The organism is Streptomyces albofaciens JCM 4342, from assembly GCF_008634025.1.
Lineage (GTDB): Bacteria > Actinomycetota > Actinomycetes > Streptomycetales > Streptomycetaceae > Streptomyces > Streptomyces albofaciens.
In genome coordinates this window covers 4,334,193-4,360,198 of record NZ_PDCM01000002.1, presented here as the reverse complement: position 1 = coordinate 4,360,198, position 26,006 = coordinate 4,334,193, and the positions used below count along the sequence as shown (strand labels likewise).

General features: G+C 69.7%; 22 protein-coding genes and 3 pseudogenes. 20 read left to right on the top strand and 5 right to left on the bottom strand.

Going from position 1 to position 26,006, the window contains the following annotated elements; all coding sequences use genetic code 11:
- Positions 1 to 66: 66 nt before the first annotated feature.
- From CP973_RS41280 to CP973_RS39010, 7 genes are all read left to right on the top strand, one after another.
- Positions 67 to 267 (top strand): hypothetical protein, encoded by a 201-nt coding sequence (locus tag CP973_RS41280; protein ID WP_244410237.1) that lies wholly within the window; start codon positions 67 to 69, stop codon positions 265 to 267.
- Between the two features lie 70 nt (positions 268 to 337).
- Positions 338 to 5,287 carry a phage tail tape measure protein gene (locus CP973_RS39035; protein ID WP_150249682.1) on the top strand — a complete coding sequence of 1,650 codons (4,950 nt, stop codon included), beginning with the start codon at positions 338 to 340 and terminating at the stop codon, positions 5,285 to 5,287.
- Positions 5,284 to 6,174: a hypothetical protein gene (locus CP973_RS39030; RefSeq protein WP_150249679.1), complete on the top strand. Its 891-nt coding sequence runs from the start codon at positions 5,284 to 5,286 to the stop codon at positions 6,172 to 6,174. The genes CP973_RS39035 and CP973_RS39030 overlap by 4 nt, the downstream gene beginning before the upstream one ends.
- A gap of 19 nt (positions 6,175 to 6,193) precedes the next feature.
- Complete coding sequence (locus CP973_RS39025; RefSeq protein ID WP_150249678.1) at positions 6,194 to 7,126, top strand: hypothetical protein; 933 nt, start codon at positions 6,194 to 6,196, stop codon at positions 7,124 to 7,126.
- Positions 7,123 to 8,214: a hypothetical protein gene (locus CP973_RS39020; protein WP_150249675.1), complete on the top strand. Its 1,092-nt coding sequence runs from the start codon at positions 7,123 to 7,125 to the stop codon at positions 8,212 to 8,214. Before CP973_RS39025 ends, CP973_RS39020 begins: the two co-directional genes overlap by 4 nt.
- 24 nt (positions 8,215 to 8,238) lie before the next feature.
- Entirely contained in the window at positions 8,239 to 9,720 is a 1,482-nt protein-coding gene (locus CP973_RS39015) for a hypothetical protein (protein WP_150249672.1), read from the top strand.
- A 131-nt stretch (positions 9,721 to 9,851) separates the two neighbouring features.
- Positions 9,852 to 10,034 carry a hypothetical protein gene (locus CP973_RS39010; protein ID WP_150249669.1) on the top strand — a complete coding sequence of 61 codons (183 nt, stop codon included), beginning with the start codon at positions 9,852 to 9,854 and terminating at the stop codon, positions 10,032 to 10,034.
- A gap of 259 nt (positions 10,035 to 10,293) precedes the next feature.
- Here CP973_RS39010 and CP973_RS41910 read toward each other — a convergent pair.
- Positions 10,294 to 11,378, bottom strand: a protein-coding gene (locus CP973_RS41910; RefSeq protein ID WP_483025201.1) for an IS630 family transposase whose coding sequence is annotated in 2 segments (ribosomal slippage) — positions 10,294 to 10,931 and positions 10,931 to 11,378 — 1,086 coding nt in all. Because the reading frame shifts where the segments join, the coding sequence is not laid out codon by codon here.
- Between the two features lie 157 nt (positions 11,379 to 11,535).
- Between CP973_RS41910 and CP973_RS38995 the strand changes: the two genes are divergently transcribed.
- From CP973_RS38995 to CP973_RS38970, 7 genes and pseudogenes are all read left to right on the top strand, one after another.
- Positions 11,536 to 11,895, top strand: coding sequence for a hypothetical protein (locus CP973_RS38995; RefSeq protein WP_150249664.1), 360 nt, complete (start codon positions 11,536 to 11,538; stop codon positions 11,893 to 11,895).
- Positions 11,896 to 11,943: 48 nt separating this feature from the next.
- Positions 11,944 to 12,621: pseudogene (locus CP973_RS41905) on the top strand (N-acetylmuramoyl-L-alanine amidase); the annotation flags it as partial.
- 60 nt (positions 12,622 to 12,681) lie between these two features.
- Positions 12,682 to 13,005, top strand: coding sequence for a peptidoglycan-binding domain-containing protein (locus tag CP973_RS41900; protein WP_425282085.1), 324 nt, complete (start codon positions 12,682 to 12,684; stop codon positions 13,003 to 13,005).
- Positions 13,006 to 13,010: 5 nt separating this feature from the next.
- Entirely contained in the window at positions 13,011 to 13,232 is a 222-nt protein-coding gene (locus CP973_RS38985; RefSeq protein ID WP_150249659.1) for a hypothetical protein, read from the top strand.
- A 1-nt stretch (position 13,233) separates the two neighbouring features.
- Positions 13,234 to 13,501: pseudogene (locus CP973_RS38980) on the top strand (IS5/IS1182 family transposase); the annotation flags it as partial.
- A 207-nt stretch (positions 13,502 to 13,708) separates the two neighbouring features.
- Positions 13,709 to 14,092 (top strand): glycine cleavage system protein GcvH, encoded by a 384-nt coding sequence (gcvH, locus tag CP973_RS38975; RefSeq protein WP_150249656.1) that lies wholly within the window; start codon positions 13,709 to 13,711, stop codon positions 14,090 to 14,092.
- A gap of 126 nt (positions 14,093 to 14,218) precedes the next feature.
- Positions 14,219 to 15,017 (top strand): annotated as a pseudogene (locus CP973_RS38970) (IS5 family transposase).
- Positions 15,018 to 15,030: 13 nt separating this feature from the next.
- Here the strand turns inward: CP973_RS38970 and CP973_RS38965 are convergent.
- Both CP973_RS38965 and CP973_RS38960 read right to left on the bottom strand, forming a co-directional pair.
- A complete protein-coding gene (locus CP973_RS38965) occupies positions 15,031 to 15,309 on the bottom strand; it encodes a hypothetical protein (RefSeq protein WP_150250871.1) in 279 nt (92 codons plus the stop codon).
- Complete coding sequence (locus CP973_RS38960) at positions 15,309 to 15,977, bottom strand: HNH endonuclease family protein (RefSeq protein ID WP_150249653.1); 669 nt, start codon at positions 15,975 to 15,977, stop codon at positions 15,309 to 15,311. Before CP973_RS38960 ends, CP973_RS38965 begins: the two co-directional genes overlap by 1 nt.
- Positions 15,978 to 17,244: 1,267 nt before the next feature.
- Here CP973_RS38960 and CP973_RS38955 point away from each other — a divergent pair.
- Complete coding sequence (locus CP973_RS38955) at positions 17,245 to 18,945, top strand: hypothetical protein (protein WP_150249649.1); 1,701 nt, start codon at positions 17,245 to 17,247, stop codon at positions 18,943 to 18,945.
- A 101-nt stretch (positions 18,946 to 19,046) separates the two neighbouring features.
- Positions 19,047 to 20,291: a glycosyltransferase family 4 protein gene (locus tag CP973_RS38950; RefSeq protein WP_244410236.1), complete on the top strand. Its 1,245-nt coding sequence runs from the start codon at positions 19,047 to 19,049 to the stop codon at positions 20,289 to 20,291.
- A 277-nt stretch (positions 20,292 to 20,568) separates the two neighbouring features.
- Here the strand turns inward: CP973_RS38950 and CP973_RS38945 are convergent, their stop codons facing one another.
- Both CP973_RS38945 and CP973_RS38940 read right to left on the bottom strand, forming a co-directional pair.
- The gene (locus CP973_RS38945; RefSeq protein ID WP_150249646.1) at positions 20,569 to 21,132 is read right to left on the bottom strand and encodes a GNAT family N-acetyltransferase; all 564 of its coding nucleotides are present in this window, start codon (positions 21,130 to 21,132) and stop codon (positions 20,569 to 20,571) included.
- A 22-nt stretch (positions 21,133 to 21,154) separates the two neighbouring features.
- A complete protein-coding gene (locus CP973_RS38940) occupies positions 21,155 to 22,504 on the bottom strand; it encodes a hypothetical protein (protein ID WP_150249644.1) in 1,350 nt (449 codons plus the stop codon).
- A gap of 505 nt (positions 22,505 to 23,009) precedes the next feature.
- On the opposite strand from CP973_RS38940, the gene CP973_RS38935 reads away from it, so the two are divergent.
- The 4 genes from CP973_RS38935 (at position 23,010) to CP973_RS38920 (ending at position 26,006) form a co-directional block, all read left to right on the top strand.
- Positions 23,010 to 23,582 (top strand): hypothetical protein, encoded by a 573-nt coding sequence (locus tag CP973_RS38935; protein WP_150249641.1) that lies wholly within the window; start codon positions 23,010 to 23,012, stop codon positions 23,580 to 23,582.
- Between the two features lie 290 nt (positions 23,583 to 23,872).
- Complete coding sequence (locus CP973_RS38930) at positions 23,873 to 24,730, top strand: hypothetical protein (protein WP_150249638.1); 858 nt, start codon at positions 23,873 to 23,875, stop codon at positions 24,728 to 24,730.
- A gap of 53 nt (positions 24,731 to 24,783) precedes the next feature.
- Positions 24,784 to 25,518 (top strand): hypothetical protein, encoded by a 735-nt coding sequence (locus tag CP973_RS38925; RefSeq protein WP_150249635.1) that lies wholly within the window; start codon positions 24,784 to 24,786, stop codon positions 25,516 to 25,518.
- Complete coding sequence (locus tag CP973_RS38920; RefSeq protein WP_150249632.1) at positions 25,515 to 26,006, top strand: LuxR C-terminal-related transcriptional regulator; 492 nt, start codon at positions 25,515 to 25,517, stop codon at positions 26,004 to 26,006. The genes CP973_RS38925 and CP973_RS38920 overlap by 4 nt, the downstream gene beginning before the upstream one ends.

Below are 26,006 nucleotides of genomic sequence, written 5' to 3'. Positions count from 1 at the left end.
GGAGACGGCCGCTGGTCCCAGACGGACCGGGCCAAGGCGCTGGCGTTTGAGGCGTACCGGCGCAGCGTGTGTGAGCAGTGCGGCACGCGGGCCGCGGAGTGGGACGAGGAGCAGGGCGGTGACCGGTATGCGTACGTGAGCACCACGGTGCGGTGCGTGGGCTGTGAGCTGATCGCCACGGAGCAGGACCAGGTGCCGGACGGCCCCGACGGCTACGGGGTGCGCATCGGCCTGGTGCCGCGCGAACAGCACCACCACCAGCAGTAGTTACCCCTTGGGGGCGTTGGGGCGCCGCCAAGGGTGAAGGGCAGGGCGCGGGGAGTTAGGGCGCCGCCCGGTGTCGAACTACACGCTCAGCGTGCAGATGCGCGCTGATGCGGCGCATCTGCTCTCGCAGGTGCGCCAGGCGTCCCGCGCGATGCGGGACCTGCGGCGCGATACCGACGCCCTGCGCAGCGGTCTGGGCCGCATCGACGGCGGCAGCCGGGCCGCTGCCGCCGGCCTGCGGTCGGTGGGCCGCTCCTCCCACGAGGCCGGGGCCGGGCTGCGGCGGGTCGGCGCGGACGGGCACGCGTCGATGAGCCGCCTGCGGCACGGCGTGCTCTCGGCCCGGCAGGAGCTGCACCACCTGCGCGGTCTCGTGGTCGGCGGCGGCATCGTCGCCGGGCTGGCGGAGATCGCCAAGGAGGGCAACGAGTACCAGCGGTCCATCAACAAGTGGGGCGCGGTCACCGGCGCCTCCGGGACCGAGATGGTCCAGGCCGCGGCCAAGGCCCGCGAGCTCGGGGCGGACCTGACGCTGCCGGGGACGTCGGCGGCCAAGGCGGCGGAGGCGATGCTGGAGCTGGCCAAGGCCGGTCAGACCTCCACCTCGTCGCTGGCCAACGCCCGCGCCGCGATGCAGCTCGCCGCCGCCGACAACCTGTCCGCGGCCGACGCCGCCCGGTACCTGGGTGACGTGATGGACCAGTTCGGTCTGTCATCGAACAACGCCGGGCGGGCCGCGGACGTTCTGGCCGCGTCGGCGAACGCCGCCTCGGGCGGGTTGCAGGACATCTACTACGCGATGTCCTACACCGGCCCCGTCGCCGCGCAGCTGGGCATCTCGATCGAGGACTGCTCGGCGGCGGTGGCGATGCTGGCCCGCTCGGGCATCCTCGGCTCCAAGGCAGGAACGTCCCTGCGCGGAATGCTGACCAACCTCGCCAAGCCCACCGCGGCCGCGAAGCGGGGCCTGGCCGAGCTGAACATCGAAGCGTGGGACTCGCAGGGCAACTTCAAGGGCCTGCGCACGGTGATCGAGGGCTTGGAGAAGGCCCAGCACCGTATGTCCCAGAAGGACTTCCTCGCCGCGGCCTCCGCGGTGGTGGGCAAGCCCGCGCTGGCCGGTGCAGCAGCTCTGGCCCACCAGGGCGCTGCGTCCTTCGACCAGATGCACACGGCCATCGCCCGCACGGGCGCGGCCGGGGAGATCGCCGCCTCCCAGACCAAGGGCCTGTCGGGTGCGGTCAGCCAGCTCAAGACGCAGTGGTCCAACACCGGGCAGGTCCTCTACACGGCGGCGGCTCCGGGGCTGGAGAAGGTCACCCGGCTGCTGACGGCCGGGCTCGGCGCCGCCACCCCGCACATCGCCTCTGGCCTGGGCTACCTGCACGACCTGTACACCCTGGCCCGGCCCGGGCTGGCCAAGGCAGCCTCGGATGAGGTCGATGAGCTGACGGAGTCTTTCTCCGGGCTCGGCAAGCCGATCAAGGACCTGGCCCTCGACACTGTCGCCGCCGGCCTGAACATCCTGGTCAACGTCGGCCGTGCGGGCCTGCGAGTGCTGCACAACATCGGCGAGGCCGCCTCCCCGGTCGCCGAGGCCATCAGCGACGTGGCAAGCGAAGCGGGCGGCGGCGCCTCGGCGCTGGACATGGTCGTCACGGCCGCGAACCTGGCCAGCCGCGGCTTCGGGGTGCTGTCCGGCGTACTGGTGCCCATCGGACGCGTCATTGCCGCGCTGGTGCACGGCTTCGCGGCGCTGCCGGGCCCGGTGCAGACTGCGATCGCCGCGATGCTGCTGGCGCGTCGGGTCACGCCGATGATGCAGAACCTGGCCCGGACCGTGACCGGTCCGGTGGTCGGGGCCTTCCGGTCGGCCGGGGCGCAGATGCGTGAGCAGCAGCAGCTCGCCGCCGCGAACGGCCGGGAGATCGGCCGCATGGGTGCGGCGTTCGCCGTGCTGGAGAACCGGGTGCCGGTCGTGGGCCGGATGGCGTCGGCGTTCCGTTCCGCCAACGGCCCGGCCTCTGGTCTGGCCCGCTCGCTTGGGGCTGGGCTCGGCGGTGCGGCGCGTGGCCTGATGGGGGCGCTGGGCGGGCCGTTCGGTGTGGCGATCGCCGGGGCCGGTGTGGGGCTGTCGATGCTGGCCGACCGGCAGCAGCAGGCGGCGCAGGAGGCGGCCGAGCACCAGTCGCGCATCAGTACTCTGACGCAGGCGCTGCGGGAGTCGAACGGGGCGATCACCGATTCCGTGCGGGCGACGGCCGCGCAGTCGGTCATGGACACCAAGGTGTTCGACGGCAAGAGCCGCCTGGTCGATGTGATGCGCGGCGCCGGGGTGAGCGTACGGCAGCTCACGGACGCCTACCTCGGGCAGAACGGCGGGCTGGAGGCGCTGGAGCGCAGCCTGCGGCTGACCGCGAGCGCCAACAGCGACATGCAGTACACGGCGGCCGGCGCGTTTCGCACGTACTCGGAGAAGGGGCAGGCCGCCTACGACGCGGCCAAGGCGCTCGGCTCGGTCAAGGGCGAGATGAACCAGGCCGCCAAGGACGCCCGGGACCTGGCCGATGCGACCGGGCGCAGCGGTTCGGGGGCGAGCGCGGCGCTGGGCCCGTTCGGGAAGTTCTCCGATGCGATGCGGCGTCTGTCCGACACCACCTCGGACGCCGACAGCCGGGCCCGCGCCCTGCACGACGCCCTCAACGTTCTGGCCGGCGGGTCGGTGAACCTCTCGGCCGCCCAGGCCCGGCTGAACAAGGCCGTCTCGGATGCGAAGGATTCGCTCAAGGGCGGCGTGGATGAGGCGGACGGGTATCGCGATGCGCTGCTGAATGTGGACGGTTCGCTGTCCACGGTCACCCGCAACGGCCAGAAGCTCTACGACACCCTCCAGGGCCTGTCCACCAACTCCGCCGACGCGGCGCAGGCCGCGTACGAGTTCGCGCAGTCGCAGGGCAAGAGCGTGCCGGAGTCGCTGAAGGCCGCGCAGGCGGAGATGGCCAAGGCCCGCGCTTCGGCGATCGCCACCGCCGAAGGCTACGGGCTGAGCGCCGAGCAGGCCGCGAAGCTCGCGGACGCGGCGGGGCTGGTGCCCGCGAACGTGTCCATCCTGCTGCAGACCGCCGGCATGGAGCCGGTGATGGCGCAGCTCCTGGCCGTGCAGCAGACGCTGAAGGCCACCCCGGACCGGAAGACGATCACCGTCTCCAGCCTGGACAACGAGGCCCGGGAGAAGCTGACCAGCCTCGGCTTCCAGATCAAGGACCTCAAGGACCGCACGGTCCAGGTGACCGCGCCGACCGATGCCGCGCGCGGCAGCCTGGACGCGCTGATCAGCAAGCTGGCCGCGACGCCCGGCGCGAAGCACGTTGCCGTCTCCTCCTCGACGCAGGCGACGATCACGAGCCTGGACGCGGTCCGGCAGGCCGTCGAGGGGGTGCCGGGCGGCAAGACGGTCACGGTCGCGGCCCCGACCGGAGAGGCACGTGCGCAGCTCGAAGCCCTCGGTTTCAAGGTCACCGACGTGCCCGACAGCAAGACCGTCACGGTCACGGTGCCCACCGGCCCGGCCACCTCCAGCGTGTCCGCGATCCAGCAGGCGATCAACGCGCTCACCGGGCGCACCATCACCAACTACGTCCAGACCCGCTACATCGGCCCGCAGGTCAACGGTGTGCCGCTGATGGTGCAGGCCAATGGCGGCATCGTCACCTACGCCGACGGCGGCACGCGTGAGAACCACGTCGCGCAGATCGCCAAGGGCGGCGAATGGCGCGTATGGGCGGAGGACGAGACGCAGGGCGAGGCGTACATCCCTTTTGCGTCCGCCAAGCGGGCCCGGTCGAAGGCGATCTTGGAGCAGGTGGCGAACCGCTTCGGCGGCACCGTCACCTACAACGCGGCCGGCGGGCTGTCGGACTGGTCGTATCAGCCGGTGGGCAGCACCGGCCTGACCGTCTCCGATGTGGTCTCGAAGTCGCAGCGCAAGGACAAGCACGGCGACGAGCACTTCGATCTCGGCCTGTTCGAGCGCAACCTGCACTCCTCCGTACGCACCGCGCAGGCGTGGCGCAGTGACCTGGCGACGGTGGCGCGGCGCGCCGGGTCGGAGGTGGCCAAGGCGCTGGAGGACATGGGCGAAGACGGCATCGCCCTGACACGGAAGATGGCCCGCGGTTCCGACCGGTACATCAACGACATGGCCGCCCAGTTGCGGTCACTGGCTGGGGCGGCACGGTCGTCGCTGGCCGACTACACCGGCCAGCTCGCAGGCGCGGTCAAGGACGCCACCGCCTTCCAGAACAACCTGGCCCGCCTGGCGGGCAGCGGCTACGGCGACCTGGCAACGCGCCTGGCGCTGCAGGGCGACGCCAACGCCGAAGCCCTCGCCGCGCAGGCCGTCAAGGACAACACCAAGGCCCGGCAGGCCAACCAGGCCGCCAAGGACGCCTCCAGGGTGCTCGACGGTGACCAGCTCACCGACCTGGTGAAGATCATCAGCTCCCTGGCGAAGGGCCGCGGCCTTCACGCGGTCGCCGAGCTGGCTGGGCTGGAGGAGGACCGGCTCATCGAGGTCGCCAACCTCTCCACGAACCAGATCCGCGGCACCGGCAAGGCGGACCGCTTCCTGTCCGACCTGGTGAAGGCGAACGCCGGACGGGCCTATGCGGACGGCGGCATGTGGGCGCCGGGCATCTACTCCTCGCCGTCGCCGAACGGCCTGATCAAGTTCGCGGAACGGTCCACCGGCGGCGAGTCCTACATCCCGCATGCGGCAGCCAAACGCGGCCGGGCTACCGCCGTCCTGGCACGCACCGCTGACCGGTTCGGCTACGACCTGGCGCCGCGTCGCCTGGTCGATGCCGCCGCCGGCCGCGCCCGGGTGGTGATCGTGCACCAGGCCCCGGCGATCGGCAGCCAGACCATCCACGTGCGCCAGAGCCCGGCGTCGGCGAACGACATCGCCACCGTGGTCGCGTACCAGGTGCGCCGGGCCAAGCGCGGAGGTGCCCTGCGATGAGCACCCCGGAGCTTAAGGATTGGCAGTTGGAGTTCGGCGGCGTCGTGATCGGCCACGGCACGTGCGTGCCCGTCGCGGAGATCGAAGGGCTCGGCCGTCCCGCAGTGCGCGGCGAACCGGTTCCCCGGCCCGGCGCCGACGGCGCCTGGCCGTCCCCGGACTTCTACGAACCGCGCACGGTCCGCATCGACTGCGCGGTCAAGACACCCGGTGATCCGGCCGCCGCACGGCAGATCATCGCCGACCTCCAACGGGCGGCCGACGATCCGCGGCTGCGCACAGTGGGCGGGGCAGTGATGCCGCTGCGCATCAAGTGGCCCGGCTCCCCGGTCCGCGTCTTGTTCGGACGGCTGACCAAGCTCGACCCGGCCTGGGCGGACGCGGCCCACGGCTGGGTTCCGCTCGACGTGGAGTTCGTGGCTACCGACCCGCGCTACTACGCCGACACCGAACAGCAGACCGCGCTGCGGCTCGGCTGGCTGTCCGGTGGCGGCTTCACCGCCCCTGTGCAAGCCCCCATCAAGGTCACCAGCGGTGCCGTGTCCGGGCAGCACCGGCCCGGCTGGGTCACCAACAACGGCGACCTGGAATCACACCCGGCGCTGACCGTATATGGGCCGTGCGCCAACCCCGCCATCACCCATGTCGAGACCGGCCGGACGCTGCGGCTGCCGGTTGTGCTCGGCGCCAGCCAGTGGGTGCGGGTGGACACCCGCCCCGGACAGGCCATGGCCGCCCGTGACGACGGCGGCACCGTCGCTGTCCCTGACCGGCTGGACACCTTCAGTCTGCCGCCCGGCCGCTCCGAAATTCGCTGGACCGCATCCGATCCGACCGCCACCGCCCGCCTGATCGTCGCCTGGCGCGACTCCTTCATAGCCCTCTGAACAAGGACACGTACGACCGATGACGCTCGCCCAGGCCCCGCTGCTCGTCGACGGCGCCACGCACTCCGCCCAGACCTTCCGCATGATGATCCGCGACCTGTCCCGGGGCGGGGAAGGCATCACCGAAGCCGCCGATCTGAAGGTCACCCCGCTGCCGGTGCCCGGCGCCGGCGTGCAGATCGCCGACGGATCGGCTGTCATCCGCGGGCAGGCCAACGCCTGGCAGGGCTCCTACACCGCCTACAACATCGGCACCGCCACGCTTCCCGTCGCGCCGACTGGTGCCACGCCGCGCTCGGACCTGATCGTGCTGCGCATCACCGACCCCGAGTACGAGGGCGGACTCGACCCGGCGAAGGACGCCATCAACACCTTCGACGTGATCCCCAACGTCTCCCCCACCGCCACGGCCCCGCCGCCCGGGGTGACCGGCATCGCGCTCGCCCGCCTCGACATACCCGCCTCCACCGGCACCATCACCGCTGGCATGATCCGGGACCTGCGCAACGTCGCCAACCCTCGGCGCGAACGGTCGCTGCGCACCGCCTACCCGCACACCATGACCAAGGCGTGGCAGGACGACGACGAGTGGCACACCTGGCCGCCCGAAGCCCAGTGGAAGATCGACATCCCGCTGTGGGCGACCAAGGCAATCATCGTGCTGACGCTCGCCGGGCTGCGCCTGGACTTCGACAACGTCTACGGCGTCGTACGCCTGGTCCTCGGTGATCAGCCCGGTGAGGGCACCGTTGTCGACGACGACCAGGGCACGGGCGTGCGCCGCACGACCGCTGTCATTGCCGACACCCTGACCGTTCCGGCCGAATACCGCGGCACCACCCAACAGCTCTATCTCGAAGCACGGATGGCCAAGAGTGTGAAGGGTGACCTCTCGGTCGACGAGGGCACGTCCATCGTCTGTGACGTGGAGTTCACCGAGGGTCCGGTGTGAGTTACCGCTACCTGACCCAGCACGCCCTGACCGGCCAGTGGCTCACTCAGCACCTCCCGTTGACCGACGTCGAGTTCGGTGAAGAACTCAACGGGCCCGGTCACCTGCGGGGCGCCCTGAAACCGCACCTGGCCACGCTGGTTCCCGAGCTCGCCGACCCGGGCACCGTCGTGATCTACGCCGAGAGCGACGGGTTTTTGCGCTGGGGCGGGCTCGTGTGGCAAGCCGTTCCCGAGGGCAACGAGCTGAAGATCGAAGCCGCCGGATGGACCTCGTACCTCCAGCGCCGCCTCGACCTCGACGGGGAGCTCGGCGGCCGAGGCCCCTACGTACACGGTGACCCGTGCCGCATCATCCGCGACATCGTCACCTACGCCCAGTCCGTTCCCGACGGGGACCTCGGCATCACCGTTGATCCGACCGAGTCGAAGGGAACTGTGGGCACACCCGCCGAGCCGTGGCATTCGCGCTGGTGGGAGACCCCAGTACTCGGCGACCAGATCGATGACCTGGTGAAAGCACCGGACTCCCCTGACTACGCGTGCACCACGTGGTGGGGCACCGATGGCCGGCCGGTGCGCCGGATCCGGCTCGGCTACCCCCGCCTCGGCGCCCGCCGACGCGACCTGATGTTCGCCAGCGGCCTGAACATCATCGACCGCACGCCCGTCACCTACAGCGCCGACGAGTACGCCCAGGTCGTCATCGCCACCGGCAGCGGCGAAGGCCGCGCCCAGCAGCGCGCCATCGACGCCGTCCGCAACGGCCGCCTGCGCCTCGAACACGTCCTGGAACTGCCCGACGTACGCGGCAGCGACGTCCTTGCTCAGCGCGCGAAGACCGAGCGCGCCTGGCGCCAGCAGATGGGCGAGGTCGAACAGATCACCGTCCGCAACCACCCCGCCGCACCGTTCGGGGCCTGGCAGGTCGGGGACGACGTGCAGGTCACCATCCGAGACCAGTGGGGCAACTGGTCGGGCTGGTGCCGCATCACCGGCTGGACCCTGCACCCCGACACCAGCGACGGCGAGACCGCGACCCTCGACCTGCGCCGCGCCGACACCTTCCACTACGCCACCGCCGCCTGAACCCCGGTACAAGGAGAACTTGCTGTGCCTGCCGATCTCGGCACCCGCATCACCCAGATAGAACGGATGCTGCGCGCCGTCATCCGCTCCCCGCGCCTGACCAACGCCTCGATCGAAGGCGGCGCCGTCCAGGTTTATGACGAGCACGGCTCGTTGCGTGCGCTGGTCGGCCAGCAGCCCGACGGCACCAGCGGCGTCACCGTCGTCAACGGCCCCCCGCCTCCGGTCCCGGCGCCGCCGACCGTTGCCCCGGCGCTGGCCGCACTGAGCGTCACCTGGGACGGCGCCTTCGCCGACGGGGCGGCTGCGCCCCTGGACTTCGCCCGCGTCGAAGTGCACGTCGGTCCGGACGCCGGGTTCGAGCCGTCACAGGGCACGCTGCGCGACACCATCGAAACCGCCCAGGGTGGCAGCGTCACCGTGCCCCTGCCCTACACCGCCTGGTGGGTCAAGCTGCGGGCACGCACCTTGGCAGGGGTCGCCGGTCCCGCCTCGGTGGCTATCGAGGGCACGCCGCGGAAGGCCGCGGCTGCCGACATCCAGGCGGGCGCGGTCACTGCGGAAACCCTCGCGGCCGACGCCATCACCAGCAAGCACATCGTCGGCGGAAAGATCGACGGAGCCCTGGTCACCGGCAGCACCGTCCGTACCGGCGCCAGCGGCAACCGCATCGTCGTCACCCCCACCCCGCCCGCACCGCTGGAACAGATCCCCTCCGTGCTGCTGCACTCCGCTTCCGACCTCGAAAAGGCCCCCGGCACTCTGCGGGCCAGCACCAAAGCGGACGGCACGGCCTTCCCGACCGTGGAACTCACTGCCCCGGCAGTGCAAACCGACTGGTGGAACCTCCCCGACACCTCCGCCTTGCAGTTGCGCTCCCCGCAACTCAACGAGCGCGACGGTGCTTTCACGCTGACCACCTCGACGAGCCTGGACCGTAAACAGGGCAAGGCCACCGTCTATGGCGCGGGTAGCATCGGCCCTACCGATAGGGCGCTACTCCGAATTGAAGTCCAAGATGGCCCAGAGGCCCCCGGCAACGACAACGGCCTGCCTGCGCGCACCTTCATCGAGTCCAGCGGCGCCCAGCTCACCGTCCGCACGGCGTCAACCAGCGGAGACACTACCGTCACGATGGATCCGAACGGGATAGCCGTGGAGGGCTGGGTCACCCGGCCGGCCACCGACTGGCGCCTCATCGACCTCGCACCCGGCATCACGCCGGGTTCCGAAGCGCCCGAGGTGCGGGTGACGGCCACCGGGACCATCGAGATGACCGGCTACGTCAACCTGGCCGACTCCACCGTGCGCAGCGGGCAGCAGATCGGCACGCTCCCAGACGGCTACCGGCCTAAGACGACCAAGCGCCTCATCGTCGCCTCCACTGCCAACGGCACCATCATCCGCATGGACGTCAATCCGGACGGCGCCATGAGGCTCTACCCGGTCATCGGCAACCGGGCCACCTGGATCGGCTTCGACAGCGTGACCTGCCGCGCCAACTGAGGAGTGATTTCCTGATTCCCTGCTCGGCTAGGGGTTGTTCGCCGTAGGCTCGCCACCGTGTGACAGCACGCGCTGCCTCCGTTCACTCGCGTACCCGGACACCGGGTCCGGGACGAATATCGGAGGTGGGCATGCGTCACCGCTTAGGGAACCTGATCAACCGGCTGGTGCGACGTGCACTGGCCCTGGCCAGCCGGCTGGGCCGACGTGCACTAGCCCTGGTCAACAGGCTGGGCCGACGTGAACTGGCACTACTCGTCATCGGGGCAATCATCTCCGCCATGACGGCCAAGCTCGTCGACGCCGTGCTGTAGCTGGCGTCCCCGATGTATAGGCCATCGGGGGCGCCAGCAGCTCAGCGAGCCGGTCAGCGTTCCGCCTCGGGAGGGTGCTCCGGCGCCCTCCCGAGCCTCATCAACTGGCGCGAACCGTGGGTCGTGCCACGGACGCTGGCTCGGCTAATGGGCCATTCCTGTTACTGCTCCGCGCCAGGCACCCCCGAAATTTCGTGGGTGGCCTGGGCCATCTGAGGATGCCACACATGTACCGCGGGCGAGGGCCTTAAGCAATTTGTTACTGAGGTTGTCCGGGTGTTGTCGTTAAAGGCAGTCCTGTTGCGGCGAGGCAGCTGTCGATGACGTCGCTGCGGTGCTGGAGCTGGCGCAGGCCGCGGCGGAGGGCCTGCATGAGGTCGTCGGGATCGGTGAAGGCGGCATTGGCCTGGCATCTGCGACGCAGAAGGGACCAGATGCCTTCGACGGGGTTGAGGTCGGGAGCGTAGGGCGGCAGGTAGTGAACGGTGATCCAGTCTCGGCTGTCGATGAAAGCCCGCAGTCGGGCGTCCTTGTGCACGTTCAGGTTGTCCCAGACGACGGCGATCGGGCCGCCCAGCTGCTGGTGGGCTGCGATGAGCAGGTCACGGTAATCGCTCCAGGTGAAGCTGCGGCGCCTGGCCTCCTTGACGTTGCCGTGCCGCTTGGGCCTATAGATCAGGCGGGAGCGTCGGCCGGGGCGGTAGCAGGCCAAAGCGGCGATCGAAAAGCGGCGCTGGGAACGTCCCCGGACCCGGATGAGCGGCGTGTGGCCGCGCTGGGCCCAGGTGCGGCGGATGGGCGGCGTCACCGAGAAGCCGGCCTCATCCTCGAAGCACAGCCAGGCCCCGAGCGCCGCCGCACCGCTTCCACCGTGGGCCACGTGTCCTTCACCCAGCCGGCCACCGCCTCCTCATCGCGCTCCAGCGCCCGCCGGGCCGGCACCTGATGGGACCAGCCGTGCCGCCGCAGCATCTTCGCGATACCCGAGAGGGTGAAGCTCTTGTGGAACCGGCGTCCGATGAGCGTGCGGATCCGTGCCAGGGTCCAGGTCTGGTCCGGCCAGCCATGCGCCACCGGCCCCTTGGCCAGTTCCTGCTCCAGCACCGAGAACAAGGCTTCGCTCAGTGCTGGCCGGGCTGCCGGCCCTTGCGAGCGCAAGCCCTGCCGCCCCGTGTCCTGCCAGATCCGGCGCCACCGCTGTACCGAGCGGACGCTGACCCGCAGCCGCTTCGCGATCACATCACTGGCCTGCCCGGCGGCGAACATCGCGGCCGCATCCATCCGGATGCGCTCGCGAAACGCCCGCCGCTCAGCCGTCAGGCCACCGCCTTGCGGATACCTCATGACTTCGGCCTACTGCGACGATCACCAGAAGTCAGCCCTTACGACAACACCCGGACAACCTCAGTAGCGTCACTTCGGGATGGTTCTCGTCGCGCCCGTACCCGCGTTGGGCACCGTACGATCGTGATCAGGCGTGGGGTTGCCGGGAGTGATTGCGGTGTCTGTGCCGCCGGGTGCCGAGCCCACGCTGTGGGAGCTGCACCGTGCCGTCTCGCAGTTGCGTGAGGACCTGCGCGGTGACCTCGCCCAGCTCGCCGCCCGCCTCGATCACGTGGTCACCGAGGACGTGTACCGGGCGGATCAGCGGGTGGTCGAGCAGCGCATCGGCCAGGTCGAAGCCGGCCTGACAGCCCTGCGGAGCGAACACGAGCAGGTGGTCGAGCGCGGTGCGCAGCAGCGTCGCGAAGATCAGGCGCAGGCGGCTGCGACCCGTCGCCTGGTGATCAGTTCGTTTGTCTCTCCGCTTTTGGTGATGACGTTGCAGCTCTGGCTGGCGTCGCACGGGTCGGCGTCGTAGCCGGTCGAGGGGTGAGTTTTCGGGCGCGGGGAGATAGTGAGCGCCGAGTTGGCGACACCGATGAGCCCTGACCGTTTGGTGACTGCCCTGCGGGCAGAGGGTGTGAAGGTGGTGGAGCGTCCGGGTTGGCGGACGCACAACCGCAACGGGAAGGGGCCGTGGGGTCCGGTGAACGGGGTGGTGATCCACCACACCGTTACGTCCGGTACCAGCAACACGGTCAGCATTTGCGAGAACGGTTACGCGGGACTTCCGGGGCCGCTGTGTCACGGGGTGATCGCGAAGGACGGCACGGTCTACCTGATCGGTAACGGCCGCGCGAACCATGCGGGCCGCGGGGACGGTGACGTGCTGCGTGCCGTGATCGCTGAACGGACGCTGCCCGCGGCCGACCAGGCCGATACCGACGGCAACACGCATTTTTACGGCTTCGAGTGCGAAAACTTGGGTGACGGCTCGGATCCGTGGCCGGACGTGCAGTTGGAGGCGATCGAGCGGGCGGCGACCGCGGTGTGCCGGGTGCACGGCTGGGGTGCCGGGTCGGTGATCGGCCACCGGGAGTGGCAGCCCGGCAAGGTCGACCCGAAGGGCTTCGGCATGGGCGACCTGCGCTCGCGGATCGCGGCGCGTCTCAAGGGGCGGCCGACCGGTGGCGGCTCCAGTACCGGCGGGGCGACGGCTTCGACGTACACGGTGCAGCCGGGCGAGACCCTGTCGGGCATCGGCGCCAAGCTGAAGATCAACTGGAAGGCCATCGCGCAGGCGAACGGTATCTCGGCCCCGTACGTGATCAGGCCCGGCCAACAGCTGAAGCTCCCCGGCACCGGCGCGCCCTCCGGCGGCGGTGGCTCGTACAGCCCGCCGCCGTTCCCGGCCGGCCTGGCGCCGAACCACAGCTCGCCGTCCGCACGCGGCCTGCAGCAGGCACTGAAGGACACCGGCTGGCTCGACCCCTCGGTGCCGATCTCGGACAACTACGGGCCGCAGACCCAGAAAGCCGTCGCCGGCTTCAACCGCAAGCACAACCTGTCCACCACCGGCCACCCCGACGACCCGGCCATCGGCCGCCGCGGCTGGGACCTGCTCCACCGACTCGCCTACGGAAACTGAACCCTTTGCTCACCTTCATCCACACCCACAGCACCCGGCTGTACGCCATCGCCACAGCCGCCCTCGCCCTGGTCGCCTACTACGTGCCCGACCTGCCGACCGAACTGATCCTCGCCCTATCCGCCGCCATCCTCGGTACGGGCGAGGCGGTCCAGCGGATTGAGGACGCCAAGACCACCAAGGCGCTGCGCGCCGGAACAACGGGCTCACCTGTAGGCAACGTGTAACCGGAACCGGAGGGCTTCCCTCGCTCGAACGCAGGGGAAGCCCTCACGGCTTTCGGGCATCGACGTCTGGCTGGCCTCACGCGGCATCCGGCACCGCCTGGCACGCAAGCAACGCCCCCTTTCAACGGCTGGGCAGGCACCGGTAGGTGGTCGAGCGCACCATCGGCTGGCTGTCCGGAACCCGACGGCTGCACTGCCACTACGAACGAAACCCCGAGCACTTCCTCGCCTCCACCGCCATCAGCTGCTACCGGCGCATCACCCGATGAAATGGCTCCTTACTGATCGTTTCAGAATGTCGTTCGGAGTCGTCTGAGGAGGCTGATGACTTTGCTGCTGGTACCGCTGCGTGGTGGCCAACGGCGTGTTAAGTGTTGTCGACCGCTTGTGGGCTGAATTGCGGAAGTCCGGCCGTTTCTCCGCGATCTCCGGCATGCTGGTCCCCTCTGACCAACGCCGACTTCAGTGGAGCGAGCATGTCGAACGTCCCTTCTGATCTGCGCTTTGCCGAGTCACACGAGTGGGCGCGCCTGGAAGCAGACGGCACGGTGACGGTCGGGATCAGTGACCACGCCCAGCAGGCGCTCGGCGATGTGGTGTTCGTCGAGCTGGCGGAGGTTGGCAAGGTCTTCGCGGCCGGCGATGCTGCTGGTGTTGTCGAGTCGGTGAAGGCGGCGTCGGACTTCTATGCACCGATCGGCGGCGAGGTAGTCGCCGTGAACGACGAACTGTCCAACAGCCCGGAGCTCCTCAATGGGGAGCCTTATGAGTCCTGGATTTTCAAGCTCAAGCCGTCGGACAAGGCCGAACTCGACCAGCTTCTCGACGCCGCAGGCTACAAGGCCGCCATCGGCGACTGAACCCACGGCTCCGCAACACCTGAGGCCAGGTTCGGCTGCCACTCGGACGGCTGGGATTTTCCGGCTGCGGTCGGTGAGACGACCACAGGTCTTGCCCTCGCTGATCTCGGTCGGCAGTGTGTCCGGGTGCATGCTGATCTTGTTCCTGACGACCTGTGGGACCGGGTGGCCACATTGCTGCCGCCCGCTTCCGAACGGCACCGCCCCTACCCCGGGTGACTGCCTGTTCCAGGCCGGACGGCTCTCGCTGGGATCATGTACGTACTGCGAACCGGCGTCGCCTGGCGCGACGTCGCCGCGGCAGCCGTGGGCTGCTCTGGTGTCACAGCCTGGCGCCGACTGCGGGACTGGACCGCGGCCGGTGTCTGGTCCCGTCTGCACGCCGCCGAACTGCGTCGTTCTGACCTTCTGGACCTGGACGACTGCGCCATAGACGGCTGCCATGTCCGAGCCCTCAAAGGGGGGATCACGTCGGCCCCTCACTCGTCGACCGCGCCCGCCCCGGCTCCAAGCATCATCTGATCGTCGACCGCTTTGGAACCCCACTCGCCGTGCCCCTCACCGGCGGGAACCGCCACGACGTCACCCAGTTCCTGCCGCTGCTGGACGCGGTCCCACCGATCCCGGGCCTGCCAGGACGGCCCCGTCACAGGCCCCGACGCCTGTACGCCGACCGGGGCTACGGCTTCGACAAGTACCGCCGCCTGCTGTGGAAGCGAGGCATCAGGCCGCTGATCGCCCGCTGCGGCACCGCACACGGGTCCGGACTAGGCAAAGTGCGCTGGGGTGTCGAGCGCGCCTTCGCCTGGCTCCACCAGTTCCACGACTCCGCACCCGCTACGAGCGACACGCCGACCTCCACCTGGACCCCTTGGGACTCGCCTGCGGCATCGTCTGCCTCCGACGACTAGGAAAGACATTCTGAAACGATCAGTTAGTCAGGGAGTCTGTGCCGCGCCGCCGGCGCGGATTGCTGCCAGCACGGCGTCATGGAGGTTGTGGATCCCGGTGGTGGGGATGCGGGCGGGGCTTCCTTCAAGTTCGTACCACTCGTTGGCGCCGGAGTACTGGACGGTGACGCGGGCGGTGCCATCGCGTAGGTCCGTGGTGGCAATGGTCAATTCGCCGGTGATAACGCCCACTTCGACCGTCATAGCGCCGCCCGATCCTGCGATCACGGTGTCGCGGAGCGGGGCGGGGTGGGGCGTCTTGTCCATCAGTCGCACGTGTTCAGCATCGTGGTGAGCTTGTCTTTCTCCGGTTGGGTGACGCTCGCGCCGTACACGTATTTGACGTTCGTCCAGGCCCGCGAGTACGTGCACCAGAAGTCGGTGTTCGGTGGGGACCACTGGTCAGGGCTCTGGTCGCCTTTGGAACGGTTCGACGAAGCGGATACCGCGATCAGCTGTGGGTTGTTCAGGTCGTTGGCGAAGCGTTTGCGCTTGTCCGTGGTCCACGTGTCGGCACCTGATCTCCAGGCATTGGCGAGCGGGACCATGTGATCAATGTCCACCTTCGAGGCGGAACCGAGGATCTTGCCGTCGTAGGGGCTGTGCCAGGTTCCGGCGACGGCCCGGCACAGCGAGTCCTGGGAGACGGACTGCCCGTCGCGCGACAGCACGACTTCGCGGGTGTCGCACTGGCCGTACTGCTTGATCCAGTGTGGGAATTTCGCCCGGCTGTAGCCGCTCATCGAGTGCGGCGCCTCGACGGCCAGCTTGCCCAGCTGGGCGAGGACCTCTTCGACCGGTGGAGGCTCAGGGATTCCACGGTGGCGGTCGACCGGAACGATGGCGGCGCCGGCCGGAGCCGCGGCAGGCCCCAGGACTGCCCCAAGGCCGAGCAGGGCAGTGGCCGCGCGAAGCCACCTACGCGTAGAGAGCATGCGCTAATAAATAGTGCTCGTATGCAGACAAACGTCGCGCATCGCCCGATCGAGGGCGTTTCATGCCAGCCCTCCGAAACCGTCGCCCGCACCGATGCCGGGCTTGAACGCCACGGCGTGCCGCGCGCCGCCCGATAGCAGTCTGCGACGACACCTCCGAACGGGCTGATTTTCACCCCCCTCCGTGTACTGACGTCCGAATAGTAGGTACACCTATTGACCGAAGTGATTACCAAGGTGGCTTAGAAGGGCGACAAGGTGTACGGCAATCAGGTCACGTTCTATACCGAATTCAACTACACCGGTACGCCCGCACCTACGCGGTGGGAGCCGACGTGGAGCTACAACGACGCATTCACGTCGATGAGGGCGGGCTGTACGGCCATGGCCCGAGCAGAGGAGCAACCGGCTCAGCAGAGCTCTGGCGCTCTGTTCGCAGTGGCCACCGAATCAGTGAAGCGGACGGCGACTGATCAGAGTTCCGCAGCGTCCGGAGCTCTCCAATGACCGTACCTGTCCCTATTCCAGTTCCTATACAGGAGGGATATTCCATGTCGTCTTGTCCGAACGGCCTACCCGAGGTTAAGACATGACCAATACCAGCCCCGTCACACCCACCGCCAACACCGCGCGTTTTACCGCTACGGGGAGCGTGCAGCATTGGGTGGTGCCCGATGGTGTGATTCAGATCAAGGTGAGCTGCTGGGGTTCTGGAGGGGCCAGTACTGCTCGCGGGGCCGCATCAGCTGGTGGCGGTGGGTACACCACGGCGACCGTGAACGTGCAGCCCGGCGAGAAGCTGGCCGTGGTGGTGGGGAACACCTTCGGCTTCGGTGGCGGAGGAGGAGGCACCACCATTCATAGCCCCCGGGGCGGGGGCATGAGCGGCCTCTACAGCATGCGACAGAGTCAGACGTTGCTGATTGCCGGTGGCGGGGGAGGTGGCGGGCAGGGTCAGAACAGGGGCGGGCCGGGTGGAGGGCTGAGCGGGACGCAGGGACAGGGCCATCGCCCCGGCCAAGGGGCGTCCGGCTCGTCAGGCGGCGCGGGCGGAGGCGCCACTAGAGCTGCGGGAGGGCGTACCGGCTACGCGGGTGGCGGGTGGGCTGGTGGCAGGCTGCCCATCGCGGGGATGGGCGGCGGCGGGGGCGGCACGAATTCGGCTGGCGGCGGTGGCGGCTATGCCGGTGGGGGTTCGGGGCACTGGGCCAGCTGGAGCAATTGCAGCGGCGGCGGGGGAGGTTCTGGTTTCGTCGGCGGCCCCGGTGTGGACGGGCAGACGGTTGCAGGTTCGGGCAGCCGAGCGGCGGGAAAGAACGATCCCCTTTACCAGGCGGGCGTCGGAGACAGCGGCAGGCCCGGGCAGGTAGTGCTGCAATGGACGGTCACACCGGTGAACCGGTTGGAGAAGGCGGAAGGTGACCAGCAGCAGACCGACCCCGATCAGGACTTCCCCAATCTCCTGAGGGCGCGGGCCTTCGTGGAGGAGCAGCCGATGCCCCGGGCTGCGGTGACGTTCACTGTGGTGTCCGGCGGAGCATCGTTCAATGGCGCCACCCAGGCGAAGGTGGTCGCTGACGTGAACGGGTATGCCACCGCGCCGGTGCTCACGGCTGGACAGGCAGCAGGCCCCGTGCGAGTGGTCGCCGCATCGGGCAACGCCCAAACCGAGTTCCTCCTCACCATCGCCAGTGCGACCCAGTACGAGGTGGAGCCGGGCGGGCCGCCAGATGTGGGCCTGGTACCCGGCGGAGCGGCCGTCGGCTACCCCGGCGTGGTCGTCGAGAAGACCGGCGCGGCGCCGCTCGGCGAACAGGAGGTGACCGTCGAACTGCCTGCGGGCAAGGGGCTGCAATGGGGAAGCGCCGGCCAGCCGGACTACCAGCTCTCGGTGCTGGACGGCGGAGTGTATCCGGGAACCCTCTCGCCGGACGGGCTGACCCTGACCTTCAAGGGCGTCAACCTGGACGTCCCCGAGGGCCTGATGAAGGTGCTGTACGTCTGCGTGAGCGCCGCCCCTGAGGCCGCCGCCGGCTATACCGCCCTGACCTTCACTGTCGGCGGCAAGGCATCGGATTCCACGCCGGTACTCATCGGCACGCCTGTGGTCGGCCCGCCGTTCTCAGCCAGCCCCGGTGGGCCGCCGGAGGATCTCCTGGAGCCGGCGGGAGCCGTCCGTTATCCCGGGGTGAAGCTGACCAAGGTCGATGACGGACCGGTGTCCCCGCTGACCGTCACTGTTCGGTTGCCCCAGGACACTCAACTGCTGTGGGGCAAGCCCGGCGCCCCGGACCACCAGCTGACCGTTCACGACCTCCAAACCGGCACCAACACGGTCTACACCGGAACCCTTTCGGACGATGGGCAGAGCCTCACCTTCACCAACGTCGATCCCCGCCTTCCCGCTCCCGGGGCGGAGTCGCTCATGTGGGTGGGCGTCAGCGCGGCGGCGGACGCCGCCCCGGCGTATACCTCGCTGGTCTTCTCCCTCGATGACCAGGAGTGCGCCTCCACGCCCGTGAAGGTCGAACCCGCGCCGGTGTTCGTGGTGGAGCCGGGCGGGCCGCCCGACGTCACCCTCGTACAGGGCGAACCGGCTCCCGGATACCCGGGCGTCAGGGTGCGCAACACCAGCAGTTCGACGCTCCACGCCGACATGGCGGTCACCGTCGCCCTCCCGGCTGGGAGCGGACTGTCCTTCGTCGCCGAGGCGGGCGCCGACTACCAGCTGACGGTCAATTCTCCGGTGTCCGGAGAAGTCCAGTACACCGGAAACCTCTCCGATGACCAGCAGTCGCTCACCTTCGACAAAGTCCGCCTGGACGTCACTGCGGGAGAGACCGTCGAGCTGTGGGTCGCGGTCAGGGCCGCTCAAAGCTCTCCTGCCGGCCCCGCGGAACTGACCTTCACGGTCAACAGCAGTACCTCGTCCTCCACTCCCATCGACATCGTTGCACCCGCCGGGTGAGACGTATCCGCCCGGCACACCGGGCGAGGGCACCGTCACGGTCCCCTCGCCCGGACCCGCCTCGTTCACGCACCACCACCATCCGAAGGGAGCAGCCCTACGTGGAGTCGGCGGCACCCCACCCGCACCTGCTGATCGCGGCCCCCACGACGCGGAGCATGTCCATCGAGGCCCGGGTATACGGATATCCGCCGGCCCACAACGCCGGCTCGGAGTGGATGCTCCACTCGATGCTCCGCCCCCTGGCCGCGCGCGGCCACCGAGTGACGGTCTGGCTGTCGCACCCTGGGACGATCGAGAAGAGCTATGAGATCGACGGGGTACGGGTCGTCCCCTTCCAGGAAGGCATGGACTTCGCCGCCCACGCCCAGAAGGCGGACGTGCTGCTGTCCCATTTCGAGAACGTCCCGCTCGTGGCGGGCCTCGCCAGGGCCAACAGCAAACCCCTGGCCGTGATCTGCCACGACAACTTCCACAACAGCTTCCACAACGCGGCGGGCGCCGATCTGGTCGTCTACAACAGCGAGTGGATCCGGCGGGACGGCGAAATCTTCTACGCCGGTTATCCGCCGGAATTCCTGCCCAAGCGCAGCATCGTCGTGCGCCCCCCTGTACTCGCGGAGGAATACCGTACGGAACCCGGTGACTGCGTGACCCTCGTCAACCTCAATCCCGACAAGGGCGGCGAACTCTTCTGGCAGATCGCCGCCTGGACCCCCGAGTGGCACTTCCTCGGCGTCCGCGGTGCCTACGGGCAGCAGATCATGCCGCCACCACGGCTGCCCAACTGCGAGGTCCTCGACGGGGTACCCGGGCAGCAGATGCGCGAGCACGTCTACAGCCGCTCCCGCGTCGTGCTCATGCCGAGCCTGTACGAATCCTGGGGGCGGGTGGCCGTGGAGGCGTTCGCCTCCGGCATCCCGGTGATCGCCCACCCCACCCCCGGACTCGTAGAATCCCTCGGCGAGGCCGGCACCTTCGCCTACCGCGACGACCTCAACGCCTGGATCCATGCGCTGACCTCCCTGCGGGATCCCGCCATCTGGTCCCGCCTCTCCCAGCGCGCCAAGGCCCGCTCCCGTGAGCTGAGCGCGGCCCCCGACGTCGACCTGTGGTGCGACGCGATCGAAGCACTGGCCAAGACCCGCACCGCCATCGGACCGCCCGCCACGACACGCTTGCCCACCGGCCCGCGCAGGCGCACCGTCGGCGCGCTCATCGGAGCTTTGGGGACGTCCCTGAGGCCCGCGAGAACGGGCCGCGCCGGTTCCGCTCACCGTGCCGCACAGCCCGAGCGGACCACGACCGAACCAGGCGACCCGCGGCGCAAGGGCAGCACGCCATGACCGAGGACAACACCCTTCCCGTCCCCGAAGCCGTCGGCGCCGCCGGGCCCTCAAGGGGCCAACGCGCACAGCCCGAGCGCACCATCACCTCCTGAACTCGCATCCGGTGCTTCGACTGTTCCGGCAGCGTCGAACACGAACGGGGCGGGGCCGGGCGAAACGCATGGTCGGCCGGCTTTGCTCGAATCGCGCGTGATGCTGTTGTACTGGTGGTGTGCGGCGGCTGCCGCTCGCCGAGCGGCGCCGGTAAGCCCAAGGTGGTGGGGTTGGTGCCCGTCTACTGGGTGTCGGTGCGGGCCTGCCATTCGTCCTGGAGGATCGCGTACGTGATGGAGTCACGCCACGCTTCCCGGACGTAGACGTGCCCGCGGATGCGCCCTTCTTCGACCATGCCGACGGCGAGGAGGGTCTTGGCGGATGCCTCGTTTCGCGGGGCCCGTGCTGCCCACACGCGGTGCAGGCCGAGTTCGGTGAAGGCGAGGTCGAGGGTCAGCCGTACGGTCTCCCGGCCGTAGCCGACCCCCCAGGCGTCGGGCCGCAGGGCGAAGCCCATGGTGGCGGCCTTTTGCTGGTGGGGGTCGATGGCCAGGCGGGTAACGCCGATGAGGTCGCCGTCGTCCCCCTGCGTGACGACGGCGAGTACGTACTCCTGGCGCGGGCTGGCGGTGGCCGCGGCGATGCCCCGGGCGACGATGCCGCCGACCTCCTCGCGCGTGCGCGGGGTGAAGCTGAGGTGTTCAGTGGCCGCCGGGTCGCCGTAGATGGCGTGCACGGCGTCCACGTCGTCAATCGTCAGCTCGCGCAGTGCGAGCCGGGAGCTGTGGCGGATGACCGGGTACATGACCGCGGATGCTACTCGCCGATCACCGGGGCAGCGCGAGGGGACGCAGGCGGCCGAACGCTTCGATCTCCTCCCGCAGGTCGCGCGCCGCCACGGAGTCGCGGCCACATCCGGTGTTCAGCTGGCCAGCGACACGGTTGACGGAGTACACGATGCCAGCGTTGCGTTGCCGCAGCGGCAGGTCGAGGACGGGCCGGACAGCTTCCATGGCGCCGTCCAGCTCGGCGGTGTACAGCCGGGCCAGCGCCAGATCGGTCTGGGCTCCGGCGGCGTCACCGAAGGCCCAGTGCGGGTCGGTGGGGTCGCTGTATCCGCGGACCGTCTCCTCGGCCTGCGCTACCAGCCGGGCATCCCCGTGGCCCAGGAGGACCTTGGCTTCGACTTCGTAGTAGTCCTGCCGGACCTTGGGGAAGACGAGCAGGCCGCCGAGAGCGTCGAGCTCGTCCGGCTCGCAGCGGTCACGCAGTTCGGTGGCGCGCCGGTTGGCCTGGCGGACGATCTCCTCGTCGCGGAGCAGGGCGGCTGCGCGGGCTTCCAGGCTGGCCGCCCAGACGGTGACGCTGCCGCGCTGGCCCTCAGCAGTCTTTGCGGCGGAACGCGCGAAGTGCAGGGCCCGCCCGGGCTCGCCCGCCCAGTAGGTGATCAGGGATTTCAGGCCACTGACCCAGGCTTGCATCGGGGTGTGACCGGCCTTGGTGGCGCAGACACTGGCAGCGCGGGCGTGCATCATCGCCGAGGCGGGGTCGGCCAGGTCGTGGCATGCCTTGGCGTACATCCCGCTGGTCAGGGCCGACAGCAGATACAGGTCCCGGGACTGGTCCGGAGTGGCGCGGTCGCCTTCCAGCAGGGTGAACGTTTGCTCTTGGGTTTCGGTGAGATCGTCGAGGATGTCCGCGAGCGGAACGCGGGTGTACCGGGCGGCGAGGTCGCGTACGCGGTCTTGGACATAGCCCATGGTCTCCTCTCCGATCTGCCCGTGTTCGGCTCCTATCGCGAATTGCATTGCGCGCCGTGCGGCCATGGCTGCTTGCCGTCCCATCTGTTGTAGGTGTGCGCCGTCGTCGGCGCTGGTGTCTGTTGCTGCGGCGCCGTGCGGGTGGACCGGGGGTAACTGGGCGGGAGCCTTGGCCCACAGTTCATCGATCGAGTAGCCGAACATGTGGACCAGGACCCGCCGGGCGTCCCCGCGAGGGGCATGCGTGCCGTAGTACCAGCGTTCGAAGGTGGCGTCGGACAGCGTCAGAGCTTTGAGCGCCGGGTTGTTGTCCTCGGCGGCGGCGACTTCCTTGGCTGCCTGCTGGTACCGCGATCGGAATGCCGGAAACGCCTTCCACTCGCGTTGGTCGATCAGCGCCCGGAACAGCGTGTGCATCCTGTGCCTCATCCCCTCGGCTCAGCACTTCCCTTTCGACGGTAGGGCTATCTGTTCCCAACTCCCGGCAAAAAGTGGCCCGTTTGCGAACTATGAGGCGCATATGAGGAGGCCGCACACCGTCCACCCACCGAAGTGAGGGAGATGTGAGGTGGGCCTGCGGATGGATCTGGGGTTTGCCAGCGAACAGGCTCATATCGTCTCGCCCAGACGATCGCGGCCCCCGGAATCTGCGGAAGCTGTGCCCGGGTCGTGCACCGGTGTGTTCCGTACCGCGGCTGCCGGCCTCGGTTGGTTGGCGAGGCACCTGAGCAAGCACACCGAAGAGCCCGGGGTGATGCTTCCCCGGGGCCCGCCTGCGCCACGCATTGGAGCGCACATGATGTCCCCCGCGAGAACCACGGCCCACGCCTTCGAAGACACGCACCCGCCTTTGCTGAAGAAAACCGTGCACAGCGTGCGGGCGCCTCAATGTCCCTGGGGGGTCGAGGAGTTACAGCGGGCGTTGGTCTGCCTGAAGGCTGGGCGTGACAGCGACATCGTCCGCGCGGCTTCCCTGGCGGCCGACGCGGTGTTGATGAAAGACGCGCCGCTGCTGGCGGACGCCGAGGTGCGCCGGCGCATCGCCGGGCTGAAGAAGCACCTCCGGGAAGTGACGGCCCTTCTGAGGGACCAGGCCGCTGACGAGGCGCCGCATGTGCAGCGGCTGCTGCTCGCCCGTGCCCGGCAGGTGCAGCAGGAGACGCCGCCCGGCCCGATGGGGTCGACACTGCACATGCTGCACCTGGCGGAAGTGCTCCAGCAGCAGGTGCGCTACCTGCGGGCGGGCCCCGACGCCTTGAACCGCTGCCCGGCCCCGCCGACCGCCGCCGTCACCGCGCGCCTGCCCCGGCACCACACCGGACCGGGCACCCCCCGGCCCCCGGCACCCTCCCGAACCCACCGCCGACACGCGGGCGGTGCACGCCGCGCCGCCGGGCTGCTTCGGCGCCACCCCGGCGCGGCCGTGCTGACGGCCGTGGTGTGCCTGCCCTCCCTCTACGGCCTCGGCGAGCTGGTCACCGTCCTGCGCGCCTGATGCCCGGCCGGTACTCCGGCCTCCCGTACCGCCCCTTCGCCGGGCCCCGTGGACCATGCCTGCCCCGGCGAAGGGGCCCACCCCGTCCGCTTCCTCACCTCGAAAGACGCCATGACCTCCCACTCCCCCCTCCCGCCGTGGTCGGCGCGCCGCCCGGCCCCGGCGCCCCAGTACCTCGGGCGGGTGCGCATAGAGCGCACCCCCGCCGGGTCGATAACCGTGCCGCTCTACGCCAGCACCCCCCTGTCGTCCGCCGCACCCAGTTCCCTCCGCACTCCGAGGGGCGCGTTGTGAGCGGCATCGAAGTGAGCGTTCGCGATGAAACCGGCCGGGCCGGCAGGCTGGCCCGGCTGGTGCGGCAGGTGCTGGCCGAGGCAGCGCCGCGGCTGGAGGAGATCACCGGCCTGGCCACGCCCACGGTCACCTTCCGGCTGGTGACGCCCCGCGCCTGGCGGGCGGAGGTGGTGGCCTATGTCGAGCGCGGCGTGCAGCAGGCGTTCGCCGGCTCCGAGGTCTCCGAGCGGGAGCGGGCGGAAGCCGCGCAGAAGGTGGAGTCCTGGCGCAAGACGGTGGCGTGGACCTGGCCGATGCAGGAAGGCATGACGCTGACCGATCCCGGCGGGCAGCCGCAAACCCTTATCGCGCCAAGGGCCTTGCACCACACCGGGCTACGGCGCGACCGCCCGGCGCTGCACCGGTTTCTGGTGCACGAGTGCGTCCACCACGGGCAGATCCTCGCCAGCCAGGGCGCGGTCGTACCGCCCCGCCTGTCGGTGCGCCGCTACGCCTTCGACGACCGGGCGGTGCCCGTCTTGTTCGAGGGGCACGCCGAATGGGCCGAACGCCGCTACACCAGCGAGACGTTCGGCGGCCCGACGGCCACGGATGTCTTACGTCGCTCCTGGCGCTACCGGCTGCACCAGCGCCACCTTCACGAGCACACCCGCCGCGCCCAGCCGCCCACCTCGGCGGAGCCGCCTGGACCCGTCCTGGACCCCCGTGCTGACGGGGCGCGGTTCGTCGCCGCAGCCGTGGCCGGCATCGGCGACCTCGCGCGGTTCAACAAGGTCTGGCACGACCGGAGCCTGGTGCCGACCGACGACGAGATCCACCAGCCCGAGGCGTGGCTGCGGCGCGTCGGCCTGTGAACCCGCGCACCCCGAGCCCCGTATCCCTTCAAGGACAGAGAACGAGTCCGCCCATGATCACCTCGGTACCCCCGCCCACAGCAGCCCCTGGCGTTCCCTGGCCCCCGGGCCTCGTCCCGTACGTCACCCGCTGGAGCGCCGAGCACGAACTGCCCTCCGCCGTCGTCCCCGCCCGCGGCGGGGACGGGATCGCCTTCGCCGACGAGCAACTGCACGACCGGGACCGGCACGGTGTGCTGTGGGTCCGACGCCAAGTGCACCAGGGCGCCGGGAGCCCGCTGTTCTCCAAGGTGCACTCGGTGCGCCAGCGGTATGCGATGCGGCGCCTGCGCTGCCAGGCGTGCCGCCAGCCGGCCGACCGCAACGCCCAGGGCCTGTTGTGGCTGCTGGAAGACGGCCGCGCCGACCATCCGGACTGGCCGGAAGGACAGATGACCGTCCACCCGCCCGTCTGCCGCGGCGGCTGTGTGGACAAGGCCATCGAGCAGTGCCCGCACCTGCGCAACAACTGGGTCACCGTGCGCGTGCACGAACCGGTCCTCGACGGCGTCTTCGGACGGCTCTACCTCCCCGGAAGGCCGCTGCCCGTCCCGGCCGCGAAGGTGACCCGGCTCTACGACGCCCCGGACGTGCACTGGGTGCTGGCCTCCCAACTCGTGGCCACCCTGACCGGCTGCACCATCGAGTCCGCCTGGGCCCCGCGGCCCACCCCCACCACCGGCACGCGCCCCGGGCCCGCCCCGTCACGCACCGGTGCCGGACCCGCTCGAAGGAGAAAGAGCCGATGACTCCGCCCCCAGTCGATCCCGCGCACGTCACTGCCCGGGAGAAGCAGATGCTCACCCTGGTTGCGCAGGGCAAGACCAACAAGCAAATCGCCGACGTGCTCTGTGTGGCCCCGACGAGCGTACGCACCTACCTGGTCATGCTGCGCCACAAGCTCGGCGTCCGGGGCCACCGGGCGACGCTGGCCCGCGTCGCCTTCCGACTCCGGTACGTGCCTCCCGGCGCGGCTGAAGGCGAGGCCCCCGCGCTGGCCCACGACGAACAGGGTCTATTGCGGGACATGGCGGACGGCCTGACGTTGAACGAGATCGCTGCCAAGAACGGCGAGACCTACGACCAGATCAAGGTCGGCGTAGCCCGGTTGCTCAGCAAGCTGGGGGCCGACGACCGCATAGACGCGATGCGCATCTGCGAGCAGCACGGCCTCCTCAACGAGGACGCCGACGGCTGCGGTCCACCCCGCACCACCCGGCCCGACCAGGCCGCCTGA

What these genes read in the sequence shown, in the direction of transcription:
- CP973_RS39030 (WP_150249679.1), top strand. Translation starts at nt 5,284, where the DNA reads ATGAGCACCCCGGAGCTTAAGGATTGGCAGTTGGAGTTCGGCGGCGTC.
- CP973_RS39025 (WP_150249678.1), top strand. Translation starts at nt 6,194, where the DNA reads ATGACGCTCGCCCAGGCCCCGCTGCTCGTCGACGGCGCCACGCACTCC.
- CP973_RS39010 (WP_150249669.1), top strand. Translation starts at nt 9,852, where the DNA reads ATGCGTCACCGCTTAGGGAACCTGATCAACCGGCTGGTGCGACGTGCA.
- gcvH (WP_150249656.1), top strand. Translation starts at nt 13,709, where the DNA reads ATGTCGAACGTCCCTTCTGATCTGCGCTTTGCCGAGTCACACGAGTGG.
- CP973_RS38965 (WP_150250871.1), bottom strand. Translation starts at nt 15,309, where the DNA reads ATGGACAAGACGCCCCACCCCGCCCCGCTCCGCGACACCGTGATCGCA.
- CP973_RS38960 (WP_150249653.1), bottom strand. Translation starts at nt 15,977, where the DNA reads ATGCTCTCTACGCGTAGGTGGCTTCGCGCGGCCACTGCCCTGCTCGGC.
- CP973_RS38945 (WP_150249646.1), bottom strand. Translation starts at nt 21,132, where the DNA reads ATGTACCCGGTCATCCGCCACAGCTCCCGGCTCGCACTGCGCGAGCTG.
- CP973_RS38940 (WP_150249644.1), bottom strand. Translation starts at nt 22,504, where the DNA reads ATGCACACGCTGTTCCGGGCGCTGATCGACCAACGCGAGTGGAAGGCG.
- CP973_RS38925 (WP_150249635.1), top strand. Translation starts at nt 24,784, where the DNA reads ATGATCACCTCGGTACCCCCGCCCACAGCAGCCCCTGGCGTTCCCTGG.
- CP973_RS38920 (WP_150249632.1), top strand. Translation starts at nt 25,515, where the DNA reads ATGACTCCGCCCCCAGTCGATCCCGCGCACGTCACTGCCCGGGAGAAG.